Origin of the sequence: Enterobacter vonholyi, from assembly GCF_008364555.1 — a bacterium.
Lineage (GTDB): Bacteria > Pseudomonadota > Gammaproteobacteria > Enterobacterales > Enterobacteriaceae > Enterobacter > Enterobacter vonholyi.
On record NZ_VTUC01000018.1, the window covers coordinates 1 to 20,553 of the forward strand.

The following is a 20,553-nucleotide window of genomic DNA, read 5'->3' on the forward strand; positions in this document are numbered from 1 at the left end:
GACAACATCAAGATGGTTGTGACTCTGATCCACCCAATCGCGATGGACGACGGTCTGCGTTTCGCAATCCGTGAAGGTGGCCGTACCGTTGGCGCGGGCGTGGTTGCTAAAGTTCTCGGCTAATCGCTGATAACATTTGACGCAATGCGCATGAAAAGGGCATCATTTGATGCCCTTTTTGCACGCTTTCACATCAGAACCTGGCTCATCAGTGATTATTTTTGTCATAATCATTGCTGAGACAGGCTCTGCAGAGAGCGTATAATCCATAAAGGGATTAGCGTTTCGATTTGGCTCGCCTCGCAATCGCGGGGTGAAATTATTTGTAGAATTCTTCTGACAGGTTGGTTTATGAGTGCGAATACCGAAGCTCAAGGGAGCGGGCGCGGCCTGGAAGCGATGAAGTGGGTCGCTGTTGCCGTGCTGCTGATTGTGGCAATCGTTGGCAACTATCTTTATCGTGACATGATGCTGCCGCTCCGCGCGCTGGCAGTGGTGATTCTGATTGCTGCAGCGGGCGGTGTCGCGCTGTTGACGACTAAGGGTAAAGCGACCGTTGCTTTCGCTCGTGAAGCACGTACCGAAGTCCGCAAGGTCATTTGGCCGACTCGCCAGGAAACATTGCACACCACGCTGATCGTGGCTGCAGTGACTGCGGTAATGTCACTGATCCTGTGGGGACTGGATGGTATTCTGGTTCGCCTGGTTTCCTTTATTACTGGCCTGAGGTTCTAAGATGTCTGAAGCCCCTAAAAAGCGTTGGTACGTCGTTCAGGCGTTTTCCGGTTTTGAAGGCCGCGTAGCAACGTCGCTGCGTGAGCATATCAAATTACACAACATGGAAGAGTTATTTGGCGAAGTTATGGTTCCGACCGAAGAAGTGGTTGAGATCCGTGGCGGCCAACGTCGCAAAAGCGAGCGTAAATTCTTCCCGGGTTACGTGCTGGTTCAGATGGTGATGAACGATGCGAGCTGGCACCTGGTGCGCAGCGTACCGCGCGTGATGGGCTTTATCGGCGGCACGTCTGACCGTCCGGCGCCAATCAGCGATAAAGAAGTTGATGCGATTATGAACCGCCTGCAGCAGGTGGGTGATAAGCCGCGTCCGAAAACGCTGTTTGAACCGGGTGAAATGGTTCGTGTTAGCGACGGTCCGTTTGCTGACTTTAATGGCGTCGTTGAAGAAGTGGACTACGAGAAGTCCCGCCTGAAAGTTTCTGTTTCTATCTTCGGTCGTGCGACCCCGGTAGAACTGGACTTTGCGCAGGTCGAAAAAGCCTAAGCAGCGATCAAAAAAGCGGCGATTTAATCGTTGCACAGGGCGCGAGATTGGAATACAATTTCGCGCCTTTTGTTTTTATTGGCCCCGGCCCGTAAAACGAATTTTATTCACGGGGAGCCTCCCTGAGGCGCTATCACCCAATCAGAGGATTTTAGAATGGCTAAGAAAGTACAAGCCTACGTCAAGCTGCAGGTTGCAGCTGGTATGGCGAACCCAAGTCCACCAGTTGGTCCAGCTCTGGGTCAGCAGGGTGTGAACATCATGGAATTCTGTAAAGCGTTCAACGCAAAAACTGAATCCCTGGAAAAAGGTCTGCCAATCCCAGTCGTAATCACTGTTTACGCTGACCGTTCTTTCACTTTCGTTACCAAAACCCCTCCAGCAGCTGTTCTGCTGAAGAAAGCGGCTGGTATCAAGTCTGGTTCCGGTAAACCGAACAAAGACAAAGTGGGTAAAATTTCCCGCGCTCAGCTGCAGGAAATCGCGCAGACCAAAGCTGCCGACATGACTGGTGCCGACATTGAAGCGATGACTCGCTCAATCGAAGGTACTGCACGTTCCATGGGCCTGGTAGTGGAGGACTAAGAAATGGCTAAACTGACCAAGCGCATGTCCGTGATCCGTGACAAAGTTGATGCGACCAAACAGTACGACATCAACGAAGCTATCGCTCTGCTGAAAGAACTGGCAACTGCTAAGTTCGTTGAAAGCGTTGACGTTGCCGTTAACCTCGGCATCGACGCGCGTAAATCCGATCAGAACGTTCGTGGCGCAACTGTACTGCCACACGGTACTGGCCGTTCCGTTCGCGTAGCTGTATTTGCTCAGGGTGCGAACGCTGAAGCTGCTAAAGCTGCCGGCGCTGAACTGGTAGGTATGGAAGATCTGGCTGATCAGATCAAGAAAGGCGAAATGAACTTTGACGTTGTTATTGCTTCTCCAGATGCAATGCGCGTTGTTGGCCAGCTGGGCCAGGTTCTGGGTCCACGCGGCCTGATGCCAAACCCGAAAGTTGGTACTGTAACCCCTAACGTTGCTGAAGCGGTTAAGAACGCTAAAGCAGGTCAGGTTCGTTATCGTAACGACAAAAACGGCATCATCCACACCACCATCGGTAAAGTGGACTTTGACGCTGACAAACTGAAAGAAAACCTGGAAGCTCTCCTGGTTGCGCTGAAAAAAGCGAAACCAACTCAGGCGAAAGGCGTGTACATCAAGAAAGTTAGCATCTCCACCACTATGGGTGCAGGTGTTGCAGTTGACCAGGCTGGCCTGAGCGCTGCTGCAAACTAATGCCTTTACGTGGGCGGTGATTTTGTCTACAATCTTACCCCCACGTTTGCTAACAAAAGTTAGCGGCTAAAAGATTTGTTCGTTGGAGCCTGGCCTGATCCAGGCCTCCGTCGAAGACCGCAGGTGTTTCGCAAGAGACTTAATCCCCTGCGTAGACGGTGACAGAACGCTAAGATTATTTTTGGATACTCTGGCTTGTTTCTGCTCACCGTATTAAGACGCTCTTTCCGTTGGGGAGAGTGAAGTGAGTTCCGGAACATGAGTTCCGGCAAACATCCAGGAGCAAAGCTAATGGCTTTAAATCTTCAAGACAAACAAGCGATTGTTGCTGAAGTCAGCGAAGTAGCCAAAGGCGCGCTGTCTGCAGTAGTTGCGGATTCCCGTGGCGTTACTGTAGACAAAATGACTGAACTGCGTAAAGCAGGTCGTGAAGCTGGCGTATACATGCGTGTTGTTCGTAACACCCTGCTGCGCCGCGTAGTTGAAGGTACTCAGTTCGAGTGCCTGAAAGACACGTTTGTTGGTCCGACCCTGATTGCATACTCTATGGAACACCCGGGCGCTGCTGCTCGTCTGTTCAAAGAGTTCGCGAAAGCGAATGCAAAATTTGAGGTCAAAGCTGCAGCCTTTGAAGGTGAGTTGATCCCGGCATCGCAAATCGATCGCCTGGCAACCCTGCCGACCTACGAAGAAGCAATTGCACGCCTGATGGCAACCATGAAAGAAGCTGCGGCTGGCAAACTGGTTCGCACTCTGGCTGCTGTACGCGATGCGAAAGAAGCTGCTTAATCGCAGTTATCTTTATAAAGCATTTGCTTACGTATAAACTTATTCTGATTTTCAGGAACAATTTAAATGTCTATCACTAAAGATCAAATCATTGAAGCAGTAGCAGCTATGTCCGTAATGGACGTTGTAGAGCTGGTTTCTGCAATGGAAGAAAAATTCGGTGTTTCTGCTGCTGCTGCTGTAGCTGTAGCTGCGGGCCCGGCTGAAGCTGCTGAAGAAAAAACTGAATTCGACGTAATTCTGAAAGCTGCTGGCGCTAACAAAGTTGCTGTTATCAAAGCAGTACGTGGCGCAACTGGCCTGGGTCTGAAAGAAGCTAAAGACCTGGTAGAATCTGCTCCAGCTGCGCTGAAAGAAGGCGTGAGCAAAGACGACGCAGAAGCACTGAAAAAATCTCTGGAAGAAGCTGGCGCTGAAGTTGAAGTTAAATAAGCCAACTTTTCTGGTTGCAGCCTGAGTAATTAGGCTGATGGCTGGTGACTTTTTAGTCACCAGCCTTTTTGCGCTGTAAGGCATCAGTAGCATTTCACACTGTTTGACTGCTGATTGTCCTGACAATGCATGTTTCTATCGACGACTTAATATATTGCGACAGGGTGCTCGCTCTGTGTAAATCGCGACGAAATGATTTAAGCGTGATAGCAACAGGTATTGCGGAAAGTATTCAATTTTCCGGTCCACAAAATGGTGTTGCACAAACTGTCCCTTCGTCGGACAGATGGGTCGACTTGTCAGCGAGCTGAGGAACCCTATGGTTTACTCCTATACCGAGAAAAAACGTATTCGTAAGGATTTTGGTAAACGTCCACAAGTTCTGGACATTCCATATCTCCTTTCTATCCAGCTTGACTCGTTCCAGAAGTTTATCGAGCAAGATCCTGAAGGGCAGTACGGTCTGGAAGCAGCCTTCCGCTCCGTGTTCCCGATTCAGAGCTATAGCGGTAACTCCGAGCTGCAGTACGTCAGCTACCGCCTTGGCGAACCGGTGTTTGACGTTCAGGAATGTCAGATCCGTGGCGTGACCTATTCCGCACCGCTGCGCGTAAAACTGCGTCTGGTGATCTACGAGCGCGAAGCTCCGGAAGGCACCGTAAAAGACATTAAAGAACAAGAAGTCTACATGGGTGAAATTCCACTCATGACAGACAACGGTACTTTCGTAATCAACGGTACTGAGCGTGTTATCGTTTCCCAGCTGCATCGTAGCCCGGGCGTCTTCTTCGACAGCGATAAAGGTAAAACACACTCTTCCGGTAAAGTACTGTATAACGCACGCATCATTCCTTACCGTGGTTCATGGCTGGACTTTGAGTTCGATCCGAAAGACAACCTGTTTGTCCGTATCGACCGTCGTCGTAAGCTGCCTGCAACCATCATTCTGCGTGCACTGAACTATACCACTGAGCAGATCCTGGACCTGTTCTTTGAGAAAGTGATCTTTGAAATCCGCGACAACAAGCTGCAGATGGAGCTGGTGCCGGAACGTCTGCGTGGTGAGACCGCGTCGTTCGACATCGAAGCCGACGGCAAAGTGTATGTGGAAAAAGGTCGCCGTATCACCGCGCGCCACATCCGCCAGCTGGAAAAAGATGATATCAAACACATCGAAGTTCCGGTTGAATACATTGCAGGAAAAGTAGCCGCGAAAGATTACGTTGATGAATCAACTGGCGAGCTGATCTGCCCGGCGAACATGGAGCTGAGCCTGGATCTGCTGGCTAAGCTGAGCCAGTCTGGCCACAAACGTATCGAAACGCTGTTCACCAACGATCTGGACCACGGTGCGTATATCTCTGAGACTATTCGCGTCGACCCAACCACCGATCGTCTGAGCGCGCTGGTAGAAATCTACCGCATGATGCGTCCTGGTGAGCCACCAACTCGCGAAGCGGCGGAAAGCCTGTTCGAGAACCTGTTCTTCTCCGAAGACCGCTACGATCTGTCTGCGGTTGGTCGTATGAAGTTCAACCGTTCTCTGCTGCGCGACGAAATCGAAGGTTCCGGTATCCTGAGCAAAGACGACATCATCGAAGTGATGAAGAAGCTCATCGATATCCGTAACGGTAAAGGCGAAGTGGACGATATCGACCACCTCGGCAACCGTCGTATCCGTTCCGTAGGCGAAATGGCGGAAAACCAGTTCCGCGTTGGCCTGGTACGTGTAGAGCGTGCGGTGAAAGAGCGTCTGTCTCTGGGCGATCTGGATACCCTGATGCCTCAGGATATGATTAACGCCAAGCCGATTTCTGCAGCAGTGAAAGAGTTCTTCGGTTCAAGCCAGCTGTCTCAGTTCATGGACCAGAACAACCCGCTGTCTGAGATTACGCACAAACGTCGTATCTCTGCACTCGGCCCAGGCGGTCTGACCCGTGAACGTGCAGGCTTTGAAGTTCGAGACGTACACCCGACGCACTATGGTCGCGTATGTCCAATCGAAACGCCTGAAGGTCCAAACATCGGTCTGATCAACTCCCTGTCCGTGTACGCACAGACTAACGAATACGGTTTCCTTGAGACCCCGTACCGTAAAGTGACCGACGGTGTTGTAACCGATGAAATTCATTACCTGTCTGCTATTGAAGAAGGTAACTACGTTATCGCTCAGGCGAACTCCAACCTGGATGACGAAGGCCACTTTGTAGAAGATCTGGTTACCTGCCGTAGCAAAGGCGAATCCAGCTTGTTCAGCCGCGACCAGGTTGACTACATGGACGTATCCACCCAGCAGGTGGTATCCGTCGGTGCGTCCCTGATCCCGTTCCTGGAACACGATGACGCCAACCGTGCATTGATGGGTGCGAACATGCAACGTCAGGCCGTTCCAACTCTGCGCGCTGATAAGCCGCTGGTTGGTACCGGTATGGAGCGTGCTGTTGCCGTTGACTCAGGTGTTACTGCAGTTGCTAAACGTGGCGGTACTGTTCAGTACGTCGATGCATCCCGTATCGTTATCAAAGTTAACGAAGACGAGATGTATCCGGGCGAAGCAGGTATCGACATTTATAACCTGACCAAATACACCCGTTCTAACCAGAACACCTGTATCAACCAGATGCCTTGCGTGTCTCTGGGTGAGCCAGTTGAGCGCGGCGACGTGCTGGCAGACGGTCCGTCCACCGACCTCGGTGAACTGGCGCTCGGTCAGAACATGCGCGTAGCGTTCATGCCGTGGAACGGTTACAACTTCGAAGACTCCATCCTCGTCTCCGAGCGTGTGGTTCAGGAAGATCGTTTCACCACCATCCATATTCAGGAACTGGCATGTGTGTCCCGTGACACCAAGCTGGGGCCAGAAGAGATCACCGCTGACATCCCTAACGTGGGTGAAGCTGCGCTCTCCAAACTGGATGAATCCGGTATCGTTTACATCGGTGCGGAAGTGACCGGCGGCGACATTCTGGTTGGTAAGGTTACGCCTAAAGGTGAAACCCAGCTGACGCCAGAAGAGAAACTGCTGCGTGCAATTTTCGGTGAGAAAGCGTCTGACGTTAAAGACTCTTCTCTGCGCGTACCAAACGGTGTTTCCGGTACGGTTATCGATGTTCAGGTCTTCACCCGTGACGGCGTTGAGAAAGATAAGCGTGCGCTGGAAATCGAAGAGATGCAGCTCAAACAGGCTAAGAAAGACCTGTCTGAAGAACTGCAGATCCTCGAAGCGGGTCTGTTCAGCCGTATCTATGCGGTGCTGGTTGCCGGTGGCGTTGAAGCTGAGAAGCTCGACAAACTGCCACGCGATCGCTGGCTGGAACTGGGCCTGACCGACGAAGAGAAACAGAATCAGCTGGAACAGCTGGCTGAGCAGTATGACGAACTGAAACACGAGTTCGAGAAAAAACTCGAAGCGAAACGCCGCAAAATCACTCAGGGCGACGATCTGGCACCAGGCGTGCTGAAGATTGTTAAGGTGTATCTGGCTGTTAAACGTCAGATCCAGCCTGGTGATAAGATGGCAGGTCGTCACGGTAACAAGGGTGTTATCTCTAAGATCAACCCGATCGAAGATATGCCGCACGATGCTAACGGTACGCCGGTAGATATCGTACTGAACCCGCTGGGCGTACCGTCTCGTATGAACATTGGTCAGATCCTGGAAACTCACCTGGGTATGGCTGCGAAAGGCATCGGCGATAAGATTAACGCCATGCTGAAACAGCAGCAGGAAGTCGCGAAACTGCGCGAATTCATCCAGCGTGCCTACGATCTGGGTACCGACGTGCGTCAGAAAGTCGACCTGAACACCTTCAGCGATGAAGAAGTGCTGCGTCTGGCAGAGAACCTGCGCAAAGGTATGCCAATTGCAACGCCGGTATTCGACGGTGCAAAAGAAGCTGAAATTAAAGAGCTGCTGCAACTGGGTGGTCTGCCAACGTCTGGTCAGATTACGCTGTTTGACGGCCGTACTGGTGAACAGTTCGAACGTCCGGTAACCGTAGGTTACATGTACATGCTGAAACTGAACCACCTGGTCGACGACAAGATGCACGCTCGTTCTACCGGTTCTTACAGCCTGGTTACTCAGCAGCCGCTGGGTGGTAAGGCACAGTTCGGTGGTCAGCGCTTCGGGGAGATGGAAGTGTGGGCGCTGGAAGCATACGGCGCGGCATACACCCTGCAGGAAATGCTCACCGTTAAGTCTGATGACGTGAACGGTCGTACCAAGATGTATAAAAACATCGTGGACGGCAACCATCAGATGGAGCCGGGCATGCCAGAATCCTTCAACGTACTGTTGAAAGAGATTCGTTCGCTGGGTATCAACATCGAACTGGAAGACGAGTAATTCTCGCTCAAACAGGTCACTGGTGCCGGGTTAACCCCCGGCACCAGATTGTGCTAACTCCGACGGGAGCAAATCCGTGAAAGATTTATTAAAGTTTCTGAAAGCGCAGACTAAAACCGAAGAGTTTGATGCGATCAAAATTGCTCTGGCTTCGCCAGACATGATCCGTTCATGGTCTTTCGGTGAAGTTAAAAAGCCGGAAACCATCAACTACCGTACGTTCAAACCTGAGCGTGACGGCCTTTTCTGTGCGCGTATTTTCGGGCCAGTAAAAGATTACGAGTGCCTGTGCGGTAAGTACAAGCGCCTGAAACACCGTGGTGTGATCTGTGAGAAGTGCGGCGTTGAAGTGACCCAGACCAAAGTGCGTCGTGAGCGCATGGGCCACATCGAGCTGGCGTCTCCGACCGCTCACATCTGGTTCCTGAAATCTCTGCCGTCCCGTATCGGTCTGCTGCTGGATATGCCGCTGCGCGATATCGAACGTGTTCTGTACTTCGAATCTTATGTGGTTATCGAAGGCGGGATGACGAACCTGGAACGTCATCAGATCCTGACTGAAGAGCAGTATCTGGACGCGCTGGAAGAGTTCGGTGACGAATTCGACGCGAAGATGGGTGCGGAAGCTATTCAGGCCCTGCTGAAGAGCATGGATCTGGAGCAAGAGTGCGAGCAGCTGCGTGAAGAGCTGAACGAAACCAACTCCGAAACCAAACGTAAAAAGCTGACCAAGCGTATCAAACTGCTGGAAGCGTTCGTTCAGTCTGGTAACAAACCAGAGTGGATGATCCTGACCGTTCTGCCGGTTCTGCCGCCAGATCTGCGTCCACTGGTTCCGCTGGATGGTGGTCGTTTCGCAACGTCCGATCTGAACGATCTGTATCGTCGCGTTATCAACCGTAACAACCGTCTGAAACGTCTGCTGGATCTGGCTGCGCCGGACATCATCGTACGCAACGAAAAACGTATGCTGCAGGAAGCGGTAGATGCCCTGCTGGATAACGGTCGTCGCGGTCGTGCGATCACCGGTTCTAACAAACGTCCTCTGAAATCTTTGGCCGACATGATCAAAGGTAAACAGGGTCGTTTCCGTCAGAACCTGCTCGGTAAGCGTGTTGACTACTCCGGTCGTTCTGTAATCACCGTAGGTCCATACCTGCGTCTGCATCAGTGCGGTCTGCCGAAGAAAATGGCACTGGAGCTGTTCAAACCGTTCATCTACGGCAAGCTGGAACTGCGTGGCCTCGCCACCACCATCAAAGCCGCTAAGAAAATGGTTGAGCGTGAAGAAGCTGTCGTTTGGGATATCCTGGACGAAGTGATCCGCGAACACCCGGTACTGCTGAACCGTGCACCAACTCTGCACCGTTTGGGTATCCAGGCATTTGAGCCAGTCCTGATCGAAGGTAAAGCTATCCAGCTGCACCCGCTGGTTTGTGCGGCCTATAACGCCGACTTCGATGGTGACCAGATGGCTGTTCACGTACCGCTGACGCTGGAAGCCCAGCTCGAAGCGCGTGCGCTGATGATGTCTACCAACAACATCCTGTCCCCAGCGAACGGTGAACCAATTATCGTTCCTTCTCAGGACGTTGTACTGGGTCTGTACTACATGACCCGTGACTGTGTTAACGCCAAAGGCGAAGGCATGGTGCTGACTGGCCCGAAAGAAGCTGAGCGTATTTATCGCGCTGGCCTGGCCTCTCTGCATGCGCGCGTTAAAGTGCGTATCACCGAATACGAAAAAGATGAAAACGGCGAATTCGTTGCGAAAACCAGCCTGAAAGACACGACCGTTGGCCGTGCCATTCTGTGGATGATCGTACCGAAGGGTCTGCCTTTCTCCATCGTCAACCAGGCGCTGGGCAAGAAAGCGATCTCCAAAATGCTGAACACCTGTTACCGCATTCTGGGTCTGAAGCCGACCGTTATCTTCGCTGACCAGACAATGTATACCGGCTTTGCTTACGCAGCGCGTTCAGGTGCATCTGTTGGTATCGATGACATGGTCATCCCAGAGAAGAAACACGAGATCATCTCTGAAGCGGAAGCCGAAGTTGCTGAGATCCAGGAGCAGTTCCAGTCTGGTCTGGTTACCGCGGGCGAACGCTATAACAAAGTTATCGATATCTGGGCAGCGGCGAACGATCGTGTATCCAAAGCGATGATGGATAACCTGCAGACCGAAACCGTGATTAACCGTGACGGCGTAGAAGAGCAGCAGGTTTCCTTCAACAGCATCTACATGATGGCCGACTCCGGTGCGCGTGGTTCCGCAGCACAGATTCGTCAGCTGGCAGGTATGCGTGGTCTGATGGCGAAGCCAGATGGCTCCATCATCGAAACGCCAATCACCGCGAACTTCCGTGAAGGTCTGAACGTACTCCAGTACTTCATCTCCACGCACGGTGCTCGTAAGGGTCTGGCGGATACCGCACTGAAAACTGCGAACTCCGGTTATCTGACGCGTCGTCTGGTTGACGTTGCGCAGGATCTGGTTGTGACCGAAGACGATTGTGGCACCCTCGAAGGTATCACCATGACCCCGGTTATCGAGGGCGGTGATGTTAAAGAGCCACTGCGCGATCGCGTTCTGGGTCGTGTAACCGCGGAAGACATTCTGAAGCCGGGTACTGCAGACATTCTGGTTCCACGCAACACGCTGCTGCACGAGCACTGGTGTGACCTGCTGGAAGCGAACTCTGTTGACTCCGTGAAAGTACGTTCCGTTGTATCCTGTGACACCGACTTTGGTGTATGTGCGCACTGCTATGGTCGTGACCTGGCGCGTGGCCACATCATCAACAAAGGTGAAGCAATCGGCGTTATCGCGGCACAGTCAATCGGTGAGCCGGGTACACAGCTGACGATGCGTACGTTCCACATCGGTGGTGCGGCATCTCGTGCGGCTGCTGAATCCAGCATCCAGGTGAAAAACAAAGGTAGCATCAAGCTCAGCAACGCGAAGTCTGTTGTTAACTCCGCAGGCAAGCTGGTTGTGACCTCTCGTAACACCGAGCTGAAGCTGATCGACGAATTCGGTCGTACCAAAGAGAGCTATAAAGTGCCTTACGGTGCGGTTATGGCGAAAGGTGATGGCGAGCAGGTTGCCGGCGGTGAAACCGTTGCAAACTGGGATCCACACACCATGCCGGTTATCACCGAAGTAAGTGGTTTCATCCGCTTCACTGACATGATCGACGGCCAGACCATTACTCGTCAGACGGACGAGCTGACTGGTCTGTCTTCTCTGGTGGTTCTGGATTCTGCTGAACGTACTACCGGTGGTAAAGATCTGCGTCCTGCACTGAAAATCGTTGATGCTCAGGGTAACGACGTTCTGATCCCGGGTACCGACATGCCTGCGCAGTACTTCCTGCCGGGTAAAGCGATCGTTCAGCTGGAAGATGGCATTCAGATCGGTGCGGGTGATGCTCTGGCGCGTATTCCACAGGAATCCAGCGGTACCAAGGACATCACCGGTGGTCTGCCACGCGTTGCGGACCTGTTCGAAGCACGTCGTCCGAAAGAGCCTGCAATCCTGGCTGAAATCAGCGGTATCATCTCCTTCGGTAAAGAGACCAAAGGGAAGCGCCGTCTGGTTATCACTCCAGTAGATGGCAGCGAACCGTACGAAGAGATGATTCCTAAGTGGCGTCAGCTCAACGTGTTCGAAGGTGAACGTGTAGAACGTGGTGACGTGGTTTCCGATGGTCCAGAAGCTCCGCACGACATTCTGCGTCTTCGTGGCGTACACGCAGTAACGCGTTACATCACCAACGAAGTACAGGACGTTTACCGTCTGCAGGGCGTTAAGATTAACGATAAGCACATCGAAGTTATCGTTCGTCAGATGCTGCGTAAAGCAACCATCGAAAACGCAGGCAGCTCCGAGTTCCTGGAAGGCGAGCAGGTTGAATACTCACGCGTCAAGATCGCTAACCGCGAACTGGAAGCGAACGGCAAAATCGGTGCGACCTTCTCGCGCGATCTGCTGGGTATCACCAAAGCGTCTCTGGCAACCGAGTCCTTCATCTCTGCAGCATCGTTCCAGGAAACGACTCGTGTCCTGACCGAAGCCGCTGTTGCAGGTAAACGTGATGAACTGCGCGGTCTGAAAGAGAACGTCATCGTGGGCCGTCTGATCCCGGCTGGTACCGGTTATGCGTACCATCAGGATCGTATGCGTCGTCGTGCTGCGGGCGAACTGCCAGCTGCACCGCAGGTGACTGCTGAAGATGCATCCGCGAGCCTGGCAGAACTGCTGAACGCAGGTCTGGGCGGTTCCGACAACGAGTAATCGTTGATGCCGTAAATAAAAAACCCGCCTCGGCGGGTTTTTTTACATCTGCATGTATTCAATTCACCAACGGGATCCGACGATAAAGCTCAATCATATCGCCCGCCAGATCCTGAATGACCATGGCGTTCATCAGGTGATCCTGCGAGTGGACGGTGATCAGGTTAACCGGAAGCTTCCCGGTCCCCTCATCAAGACCGATAAGCTGCGTCTGTATAGTGTGCGCATGCTTCACATATTCACGCGACTCTTCCATCGCTTTTTCAGCTTCGTCAAAATCACCTTTACGCGCCATCTGTAACGCCGTCAGGGCTGCACTGCGCGCCGCGCCCGCGTTGACCAGCAGTTCCATAATCGTGGTTTCTAAGTCTTCCATTATGACTCCAGAAGTTTGAGCGCTTTTTCCAGTACGGCATCACCTTTCATCATGCCGTAATCCATCATGTCGATCACCGCGACCTTTTTACCCAACGGGTCGGCCTGCGCCTGGAGTTTAGCCTGCTCGTATTTAACCTGTGGCCCCAGCAATACGATGTCGGCCGTCGCGATGTTGTCTTTAAACTCCGCAACCGGAACGGCTTTAATGGTGACTTCAACTCCTTTTTTCTGCGCGGCGTCTTTCATACGTTGAACCAGCATGCTGGTTGACATTCCCGCTGCACAGCATAAAACGATGTTCTTCATAATCAGCCTCGATCTACATGTGTTTATTGATAATTATCCCGTGCAGACCGCTTCAACAACCGCTTTACCGCGATTGTGTGTCAGGCATCACAAAGAAACCGGTGATTTTCTGAAACCGGTTACAATTTTGCATTGTCAGGCACCCGGCCCGTGGAAACGGGCAGGGTGAAAGAGGCAGGATTAGCTGATGGACGTTCGGTTAATGCGGTTTTTGCCCTGCTGTTTGGCGCTGTAGAGGGCGTTATCAACGCTCCCGACAAATTGTTCCAGCGGTTCAAAATGCCACTCTCCAAGACCGCCGCTGAACGTAACCCGCAGGTTTTCTTCCCGCCAGACGCGCTTTTCAACGGCGGTACGCCACGCTTCCAGCAATGAGAGCGCGGAAGACATCTGTTCCGCCTGGAAGATTACCGCGAACTCTTCTCCACCATAACGGTAAATCGAGACGTGATGTGGCTGCAAGATCTGAATCCCTTCGCGAGCCACGTTACGCAGAACAATATCACCGGTCAGGTGGCCCAGCGTGTCGTTAATTGACTTGAAGTTATCAATGTCTACCAGCGCCATCGCGAAAGGCTGCTGGGCATTCAGCAGCTCCGCGACATCGCTGTCGAACGCGCGGCGGTTTTTGCAGCCCGTCAGCGCATCGTGAGTGGCCTGGCGAACATACGCCATTTCACGCTCTTTGTTGGACTGAATCGTGTGGCTCAGCATCGCTTCCAGGCGCGGCGCCTCGCTAACATCGCCAGTTTTGATGGCATTGATAATGTGCATCAGCACTGAACGCGAGGCGTGGCGGAGGTATAAGCCGAAGAGGATGATGATGATGGCGGCCAGCGCAAACCCCCAGCCAACGATCGTTGTTTCGTGACGGGTAATATCGGTGAGCGTCTCGCCAGAGACCCGGTAGATGACAAACCAGTCCGGGTTGGTAAACGAATAGTAGTAATACCAGGCGTTGCTTTTCTTGTCGTAAAGATGACCTTCGCCGCTGGTCATTTTGTCCATCAGCGCTTCGCTCACGTACTGTTTGAACAGCGCGCCGGTATCCGGATGCAGCACCACGGCACCATCGCGTTCGACGACGAAGAATTCCCCCTGAACGGGCGCCACCATCTGGCGCAGGGTGAAGCCCATAGACGTCAAATCGAGATGGAAAGCGAGCGTTCCCTTCAGTCTCCCTTCAGGTGAAATCAAAGGCTTATAGAGTGTTACCGTCGGATGGCCAGTGAAGTAGTCCATGTAGGGACGGGTATAGTGACTGAAGATACTGGCTTCCGCCTGAGCGACGAACCACGGGCGTGTCCGGGGATCGAAGGTTTTACTCGTCTCCGTGGGGAGCACCTCTGGTGCGCGAAGATAATGCCCCTGCGTGTCCGCCAGCGAGATGGAGGAGACGGTCGGCATCAGGTTCTGCAAATGCATCATCATCTGCAGCCCTTGCGTCGGGTTGACGTTGAGCGTCTCGTTTAGCCTGTCGTCGCGGGCAAAGTACATCGCGGAACGGCCCAGGATATAGTCGTTTTCACGCAGGATAGATTCGGTGTAGTTCACCGCCAGGTTATGCGTGAAGTTGCTATTGATCTTATGATAATCCTCAAGAAAATCCTTTCGTTGCGAAAGCGTTACCGCGATCGCGATCACCGCAAAACTGCAGAGGATCCCCGCAAAGCTGAGCATGATTGGCCGTGTAAAAGAGAGCTTTTTGCTGTGAAGTGCCATGAGCTGTACATCGTTCCTGATGGTGAATATTTTTCGTCTGCCGATATCCTCTCAGCATAGTCGCTGTCCTGCGGTTAGCGGTGAATTATACGGCGCACGATTTCTGACGAGATGATTTATCTTAAGAATCATTAAGAAAATACTTATTCATTTGCCGGGGGCAGTTTGTGAAATGAATCAGAAGCAGGGCGAAACGAGGAAGAAGCTTTTCGCCCCGGTCAGCATCCGTTGCTGACCTTGCGACAATAAAAAACCGGACGATCGATGACAATCATCCGGTTTTGCCTTTTCGTAGCGTCTCGACAAATTTCTATGATGTTGCTGTGCGTTTCAACGTTATTGCGAGGCCCTTCCCAGCCAGCTGTCCCAGTCTTTCCAGACAGGCTGAAGGCCCTGCGCCGTCAGGGCTGCGGCGACCGCTTCCGGACGTCGCCCGTCATGCGGCACAAACTGCTCCAGCTCCGGACGATCGTCGGCGTAGCCGCCAGGCTGCGTTTTGGAAAACGCGCTGACGTTGTTAATCGCAAGCGGGATAACGCGATCGCGAAACGCCGGGGACTCACGCGTTGAGAGCGATAATTCAACTTCCGGGGCGAGCAGGCGAAACGCGCAGATCGTCTGCACCAGCTGGCGTTCATCCATTAGCGAAGCTGGTTCGATCCCTCCCGCACAGGGGCGCAGGCGCGGGAAGGAGATGGAATAACGGCTCTGCCAGTAGTGCTGCTGGAGCCACAGCAGATGTTCCGCCACCATATAACAATCCACCCGCCAGCTGTCGGAGAGCCCGATCAGCGCACCCAGACCGATTTTGTCGATACCCGCGCGGCCGAGCCTGTCCGGCGTTTCCAGCCGGAAAAAGAAATCCTGTTTCTTACCCTTCAGGTGGTGCCGGGCGTACGTCGCCTCATGATAGGTTTCCTGGTAGACCATGACCCCGTCCAGCCCGAGGTTTTTGAGCTCTGCGTACTCCTCCTGCGACAGGGGCTGCACTTCCATCTGCAACGACGCAAACTGACGACGAATGGCGGGAAGGTGCTGACGGAAATAGTCCATTCCCACTTTTCCCTGATGTTCGCCCGTGACCAGCAGAAGATGTTCAAAGCCCATTTCACGAATGGCCGCACACTCCCGGGAAATCTCATCTTCATCGAGCGTTTTACGCTTGATGCGGTTGCTCATGGAAAAACCGCAGTAGGTGCAGTCATTGGCGCACAGGTTGGAGAGATATAGCGGCACGTAGAAGCTCACCGTGTTGCCAAAACGCTGGCGGGTGAGCCGCTGTGCTCGCTGGGCCATCGGTTCGAGGTACGCGCTCGCCGCGGGGGAGAGCAGGGCCATCAGATCCTCGCGGGTCAGATGGCGGGCATGCAGCGCGCGCTCCACGTCAGCCGCCGTTTTGCTGTTGATGCGCAGGGCAATGTCGTCCCAGTTAAGCTGCCGCCAGCGCTCGGTAAACGTGCTCATGAGATCGCCTCCAGAAAACCGGTCAGCGGGCTGGTGGCCTGCGCCTGGAAACTGCGCGAACCGGGGCCGGCTCCCCTTGCCAGCAGGCCAGCCTCTACGGCCATGCGGAATGCACGCGCCATCATGACCGGGTCGTCGGCAACCGCGATGGCCGTATTCACCAGTACCGCGTCAGCGCCCATCTCCAGCGCTTGCGCGGCATGGCTGGGCACGCCAATGCCCGCATCAACGACCACCGGCACGGTGGCCTGCTCGATGATGATCTCCAGCATCGCGCGGGTTTCCAGCCCCTGGTTGGAGCCAATGGGGGCCCCCAGCGGCATGACGGCAGCGCATCCGACCTCTTCGAGACGTTTGCACAGAACAGGGTCAGCGCCGCAGTAAGGCAGAACGGTAAACCCTTGCTGCACCAGCTTTTCAGCCGCTTTCAGCGTTTCAATCGGGTCGGGCAGCAGCCAGCGGGCATCCGGATGGATTTCCAGCTTTAGCCAGCGGGTGCCGAGCGCCTCGCGGGCCAGCTGCGCGGCAAAAATCGCCTCTTCGGCCGTTTTGGCGCCGGAGGTGTTGGGCAACAGCGTGACGCCTGCTTCCAGCAACGGAGCCAGAATGGCATCGCTGTGGTGGCGCAGATCCACGCGCTTGAGCGCCAGCGTCACCAGCTGGCTGCCGCTTTCGCGAATGGCATCCACCATCAGCTGCGGCGAGGCGAATTTTCCGGTTCCGGTAAACAGATGCGAATCAAAAACCTTATCGGCAATACGTAACATCTCAGCCCCCTGCGATAACCTGAAACAGCAGGATCTGGTCGCCTTCATTGACCTGCTGATGTTCCCACTGCTCGCGCGGCAGGATCTGTTGATTGAGCGCCAGCGCTGTTCCCGGCTTGAGCTGACGCAGCTTGTCGAGCAGTGCGGCAATGGTAAGCCCGTCGTCGCATCTCATCGGCTCATCGTTAAACAGAATGCGCATCGCGGTCTCCACATACCGGGCAGCGGCTGGCGCGGCGTAACGCCAGCTGGCGCCAGCTGCTGGAGCGGGCATCAAACAGCCGCAGCGTATTGCGTTCCGTCTCCATGCCGCTGAGCAGCTTGATGGCCTCCAGCGCCTGCATGGTGCCCATCACCCCGACCACCGGGCCAAGAATGCCCGCCGTACGGCAGTTGCGCGTCGGCTCGGCATCGTCCGGCCACAGGCAGCGATAGCAACCCTGCGACCACGGAGGGGTCAGGACCATCATTTGCCCGCCGAACCCCACCGCGCTGGCGGTAATGAGCGGCGTATGATTGGCCACGCAGGCGGCATTAATCGCCTGGCGCGTCGCCATGTTGTCCGTGCAGTCCAGCACCACGTCGGCAAGGGCGACTTCACGGCGCAGGCTTTCACCGCTAAGCCGCTCCTGTAAGGCAACCAGCTCGATATCCGGGTTGAGCTGCGCCAGGCGCTGCCGGGTGATTTGCGCTTTCGGCTGGCTGATATCCTCGGTGGTAAAGAGGATTTGTCGCTGCAGGTTGCTGAGGTGGACCTCATCGTCGTCCGCCAGCACCAGCGTGCCGATACCCGCACCTGCCAGATAGAGCGCGGCGGGTGCGCCTAATCCCCCGAGTCCAACAATCAGCACCCGGCTGGCGAGCAGTTTTTGCTGGCCGTCGATGGCGATATCCTCCAGCAGGATCTGACGGCTGTAGCGCATAAAGTCACGATCGTTCATCGCGTGCTCCTGCCAGCTGTAACAGCTGTTCGGTGGCGGACCGCCAGTCTGCGGCCTGGGTGATGGCACTGACGACGGCGATGCTGCCGACGCCGGTCTCCAGCACCGCAGGGGCACGTTCAAGGCTGATTCCGCCGATGGCGACGGTGGGGTAATCGGCAAGGCGTTTAACGTGACTTGCCAGCTGCGTCAGACCCTGCGGAGCGGAGGGCATCTGCTTGGTTTGCGTCGGGAAGACATGACCGAGCGCGATGTATGAGGGACGGGCCGCTAGGGCCACGTCAATCTCCATGTCATCGTGCGTTGACACGCCCAGACGCAACCCGGCTTCACGGATTGCGCTCAGATCCGTTGTTTCCAAATCCTCCTGACCCAGATGCACGCCGTACGCCCGGTGCTTAACGGCCAGCCGCCAGTAGTCGTTGATAAACAGACGGGCGTTATACCGGCGCCCAAGCGCAATGGCGGCAACCACATCGGCTTCCACCTCGTCATCGCGCTTATCCTTGATGCGCAGTTGGATCGTTCGAACGCCTGTCTCCAGCAGGCGCTCTATCCACGCCACGCTGTCCACCACCGGATAGAGCCCTAAACGGTAGGGGACGGGTGGGAAATCGGGCTGGTACATTACGCCTCCTCTTTTTTGAGGTAGATTTCGCCGCCTTTGGCGCGGAAGGTTTCAGACATGTCCGCCATACCGACTTCGATGCTTTGCGTGGCGGCGTAGTCGCGCACCTCCTGGCTGATTTTCATCGAGCAGAATTTTGGTCCGCACATGGAGCAGAAGTGCGCGACTTTGCCTGATTCCTGCGGCAGGGTCTCATCGTGATAGGCGCGGGCGGTGAACGGGTCCAGCGCCAGGTTGAACTGGTCTTCCCAGCGGAATTCGAAGCGTGCCTTCGACATGGCGTTATCGCGGATTTGCGCCCCCGGGTGGCCTTTGGCCAGATCCGCCGCGTGGGCGGCAATTTTGTAGGTAATCAGCCCTTGCTTCACGTCCTCTTTGTTTGGCAGGCCGAGGTGCTCTTTCGGCGTCACGTAGCAGAGCATGGCGCAGCCGAACCAGCCTATCATCGCTGCCCCAATGCCTGACGTGAAATGGTCATAGCCCGGCGCAATATCGGTGGTTAACGGTCCCAGGGTGTAGAACGGCGCTTCGTGGCAGTGCTCCAGCTCCTCGGTCATGTTGCGGCGGATCATCTGCATCGGCACGTGTCCCGGACCTTCAATCATCACCTGCACGTCATACTCCCAGGCGATTTTGGTCAGTTCGCCCAGCGTATGAAGCTCGGCAAACTGCGCTTCGTCATTCGCATCGCGAATAGAGCCCGGACGCAGGCCGTCGCCCAGTGACAGAGAGACATCATACGCGGCGCAGATCTCGCAAATTTCGCGGAAGTGTTCGTAGAGGAAGTTTTCCCGGTGATGGGAGAGGCACCACTTCGCCATGATGGAACCGCCGCGCGAGACGATGCCGGTCAGACGCTTCGCGGTCATCGGCACGTAGCGCAGCAGCACGCCCGCGTGAATGGTGAAGTAGTCCACGCCCTGCTCGGCCTGCTCCAGCAGGGTGTCGCGGAACGCTTCCCAGGTGAGGTCTTCGGCAACGCCGTTGACCTTCTCCAGCGCCTGATAAATCGGGACGGTGCCAATCGGTACCGGGCTGTTACGCAGGATCCATTCGCGGGTTTCATGGATATAGCGGCCGGTGGAGAGATCCATTACCGTGTCCGCACCCCAGCGCGTGGACCAGACCAGCTTTTCCACCTCTTCTTCGATGGAGGAGGTGACGGCCGAGTTACCGATGTTAGCGTTGACCTTCACCAGGAAGTTGCGGCCGATAATCATCGGCTCGGATTCCGGGTGGTTAATGTTGGCGGGGATAATCGCGCGGCCGGCGGCCACTTCGTCACGTACAAACTCCGGCGTGATGTTCTCCGGCAGACGCGCGCCAAAGCCTTCACCAGGATGCTGATAGCGCAGCACTTCACTGCGGATACGCTCGCGACCCATGTTTTCACGGATGGCGATGAACTCCATCTCCGGCGTGACGATACCCTGGCGGGCGTAGTGCAGCTGGGTCACGCATTTACCTGCTTTAGCACGTTTTGGCGTCAGCAGGCCGGTAAAGCGCAACTCGTCCAGGCCGTCGTCGGCCAGGCGCTCTTTGGTGTACGCAGAGCTGAGCACGCTCAGCTCTTCGCAGTCGTTACGCGCGTCAATCCACGGCTGGCGCAGCTTTGCCAGCCCCTGCTGGACGTTGATGGCAACATCAGGATCGCCGTATGGGCCGGAGGTGTCATACACCGGCACGGCTTCGTTGTCTTCATACTGTGGATTCTCTTTGCTGCCGCCGATAAGCGTCGGGCTGAGCTGGATTTCGCGCATCGGGACGCGGATATTGTCCTGCGAGCCGGAAATGTAGATGCGTTTCGAGTTCGGGAAAGCGGTGCCTTCCAGCGTGTCAATGAAGTGTTGGGCCTGTGCGCGCTGTTCGCGGCGGGTCAGTTTTGCAGTAGACATAGCTCATT

General features: G+C 54.7%; 18 protein-coding genes. 9 read left to right on the top strand and 9 right to left on the bottom strand.

What is annotated here, in order from left to right; translation table 11 throughout:
* From F0319_RS18245 to rpoC, 9 genes are all read left to right on the top strand, one after another.
* Positions 1 to 123, top strand: a 123-nt coding sequence (locus F0319_RS18245) for an EF-Tu C-terminal domain-related protein (protein ID WP_010791611.1), incomplete at its 5' end; no start/stop codon positions are given.
* A gap of 228 nt (positions 124 to 351) precedes the next feature.
* Positions 352 to 735, top strand: a complete 384-nt coding sequence (gene secE, locus F0319_RS18250; protein ID WP_014068449.1) for a preprotein translocase subunit SecE — start codon at positions 352 to 354, stop codon at positions 733 to 735.
* Position 736: 1 nt separating this feature from the next.
* Positions 737 to 1,282, top strand: a complete 546-nt coding sequence (gene nusG / locus F0319_RS18255) for a transcription termination/antitermination protein NusG (RefSeq protein ID WP_002438628.1) — start codon at positions 737 to 739, stop codon at positions 1,280 to 1,282.
* 156 nt (positions 1,283 to 1,438) lie between these two features.
* Positions 1,439 to 1,867, top strand: coding sequence for a 50S ribosomal protein L11 (rplK, locus tag F0319_RS18260; protein ID WP_008503452.1), 429 nt, complete (start codon positions 1,439 to 1,441; stop codon positions 1,865 to 1,867).
* Between the two features lie 3 nt (positions 1,868 to 1,870).
* On the top strand, positions 1,871 to 2,575 hold the full coding sequence (gene rplA, locus F0319_RS18265; RefSeq protein WP_006810530.1) for a 50S ribosomal protein L1: 705 nt from the start codon (positions 1,871 to 1,873) through the stop codon (positions 2,573 to 2,575).
* Positions 2,576 to 2,866: 291 nt separating this feature from the next.
* Complete coding sequence (gene rplJ, locus F0319_RS18270; protein ID WP_003862338.1) at positions 2,867 to 3,364, top strand: 50S ribosomal protein L10; 498 nt, start codon at positions 2,867 to 2,869, stop codon at positions 3,362 to 3,364.
* A 66-nt stretch (positions 3,365 to 3,430) separates the two neighbouring features.
* A complete protein-coding gene (gene rplL, locus F0319_RS18275) occupies positions 3,431 to 3,796 on the top strand; it encodes a 50S ribosomal protein L7/L12 (RefSeq protein ID WP_002445276.1) in 366 nt (121 codons plus the stop codon).
* Between the two features lie 319 nt (positions 3,797 to 4,115).
* Entirely contained in the window at positions 4,116 to 8,144 is a 4,029-nt protein-coding gene (gene rpoB, locus F0319_RS18280) for a DNA-directed RNA polymerase subunit beta (protein ID WP_032644498.1), read from the top strand.
* Between the two features lie 76 nt (positions 8,145 to 8,220).
* Positions 8,221 to 12,444, top strand: coding sequence for a DNA-directed RNA polymerase subunit beta' (rpoC, locus tag F0319_RS18285; protein ID WP_023309968.1), 4,224 nt, complete (start codon positions 8,221 to 8,223; stop codon positions 12,442 to 12,444).
* A gap of 58 nt (positions 12,445 to 12,502) precedes the next feature.
* Here the strand turns inward: rpoC and F0319_RS18290 are convergent, their stop codons facing one another.
* From F0319_RS18290 to thiC, 9 genes are all read right to left on the bottom strand, one after another.
* On the bottom strand, positions 12,503 to 12,820 hold the full coding sequence (locus tag F0319_RS18290) for a PTS lactose/cellobiose transporter subunit IIA (protein WP_003862327.1): 318 nt from the start codon (positions 12,818 to 12,820) through the stop codon (positions 12,503 to 12,505).
* On the bottom strand, positions 12,820 to 13,128 hold the full coding sequence (locus F0319_RS18295; RefSeq protein ID WP_010425948.1) for a PTS sugar transporter subunit IIB: 309 nt from the start codon (positions 13,126 to 13,128) through the stop codon (positions 12,820 to 12,822). The genes F0319_RS18290 and F0319_RS18295 overlap by 1 nt, the downstream gene beginning before the upstream one ends.
* A gap of 180 nt (positions 13,129 to 13,308) precedes the next feature.
* Positions 13,309 to 14,850: a sensor domain-containing diguanylate cyclase gene (locus F0319_RS18300; RefSeq protein WP_149367510.1), complete on the bottom strand. Its 1,542-nt coding sequence runs from the start codon at positions 14,848 to 14,850 to the stop codon at positions 13,309 to 13,311.
* 336 nt (positions 14,851 to 15,186) lie between these two features.
* Positions 15,187 to 16,314, bottom strand: coding sequence for a 2-iminoacetate synthase ThiH (thiH, locus tag F0319_RS18305; protein WP_111966107.1), 1,128 nt, complete (start codon positions 16,312 to 16,314; stop codon positions 15,187 to 15,189).
* Entirely contained in the window at positions 16,311 to 17,081 is a 771-nt protein-coding gene (gene thiG / locus F0319_RS18310; RefSeq protein WP_111966108.1) for a thiazole synthase, read from the bottom strand. Before thiG ends, thiH begins: the two co-directional genes overlap by 4 nt.
* A gap of 1 nt (position 17,082) precedes the next feature.
* Positions 17,083 to 17,283 carry a sulfur carrier protein ThiS gene (gene thiS, locus F0319_RS18315; protein ID WP_149367511.1) on the bottom strand — a complete coding sequence of 67 codons (201 nt, stop codon included), beginning with the start codon at positions 17,281 to 17,283 and terminating at the stop codon, positions 17,083 to 17,085.
* On the bottom strand, positions 17,267 to 18,022 hold the full coding sequence (locus F0319_RS18320) for a HesA/MoeB/ThiF family protein (RefSeq protein WP_115877034.1): 756 nt from the start codon (positions 18,020 to 18,022) through the stop codon (positions 17,267 to 17,269). The genes thiS and F0319_RS18320 overlap by 17 nt, the downstream gene beginning before the upstream one ends.
* A complete protein-coding gene (gene thiE / locus F0319_RS18325) occupies positions 18,009 to 18,650 on the bottom strand; it encodes a thiamine phosphate synthase (protein ID WP_149367512.1) in 642 nt (213 codons plus the stop codon). Before thiE ends, F0319_RS18320 begins: the two co-directional genes overlap by 14 nt.
* A complete protein-coding gene (thiC, locus tag F0319_RS18330) occupies positions 18,650 to 20,545 on the bottom strand; it encodes a phosphomethylpyrimidine synthase ThiC (RefSeq protein ID WP_149367513.1) in 1,896 nt (631 codons plus the stop codon). Before thiC ends, thiE begins: the two co-directional genes overlap by 1 nt.
* Positions 20,546 to 20,553 lie beyond the last annotated feature (8 nt).

Bases quoted from the DNA above. Each gene is read 5' to 3' on its own strand.
- secE (WP_014068449.1), top strand. From the start codon at position 352: ATGAGTGCGAATACCGAAGCTCAAGGGAGCGGGCGCGGCCTGGAAGCG.
- nusG (WP_002438628.1), top strand. From the start codon at position 737: ATGTCTGAAGCCCCTAAAAAGCGTTGGTACGTCGTTCAGGCGTTTTCC.
- rplK (WP_008503452.1), top strand. From the start codon at position 1,439: ATGGCTAAGAAAGTACAAGCCTACGTCAAGCTGCAGGTTGCAGCTGGT.
- rplA (WP_006810530.1), top strand. From the start codon at position 1,871: ATGGCTAAACTGACCAAGCGCATGTCCGTGATCCGTGACAAAGTTGAT.
- rplJ (WP_003862338.1), top strand. From the start codon at position 2,867: ATGGCTTTAAATCTTCAAGACAAACAAGCGATTGTTGCTGAAGTCAGC.
- rplL (WP_002445276.1), top strand. From the start codon at position 3,431: ATGTCTATCACTAAAGATCAAATCATTGAAGCAGTAGCAGCTATGTCC.
- rpoB (WP_032644498.1), top strand. From the start codon at position 4,116: ATGGTTTACTCCTATACCGAGAAAAAACGTATTCGTAAGGATTTTGGT.
- F0319_RS18290 (WP_003862327.1), bottom strand. From the start codon at position 12,820: ATGGAAGACTTAGAAACCACGATTATGGAACTGCTGGTCAACGCGGGC.
- F0319_RS18295 (WP_010425948.1), bottom strand. From the start codon at position 13,128: ATGAAGAACATCGTTTTATGCTGTGCAGCGGGAATGTCAACCAGCATG.
- F0319_RS18300 (WP_149367510.1), bottom strand. From the start codon at position 14,850: ATGGCACTTCACAGCAAAAAGCTCTCTTTTACACGGCCAATCATGCTC.
- thiH (WP_111966107.1), bottom strand. From the start codon at position 16,314: ATGAGCACGTTTACCGAGCGCTGGCGGCAGCTTAACTGGGACGACATT.
- thiG (WP_111966108.1), bottom strand. From the start codon at position 17,081: ATGTTACGTATTGCCGATAAGGTTTTTGATTCGCATCTGTTTACCGGA.
- thiS (WP_149367511.1), bottom strand. From the start codon at position 17,283: ATGCGCATTCTGTTTAACGATGAGCCGATGAGATGCGACGACGGGCTT.
- F0319_RS18320 (WP_115877034.1), bottom strand. From the start codon at position 18,022: ATGAACGATCGTGACTTTATGCGCTACAGCCGTCAGATCCTGCTGGAG.
- thiE (WP_149367512.1), bottom strand. From the start codon at position 18,650: ATGTACCAGCCCGATTTCCCACCCGTCCCCTACCGTTTAGGGCTCTAT.
- thiC (WP_149367513.1), bottom strand. From the start codon at position 20,545: ATGTCTACTGCAAAACTGACCCGCCGCGAACAGCGCGCACAGGCCCAA.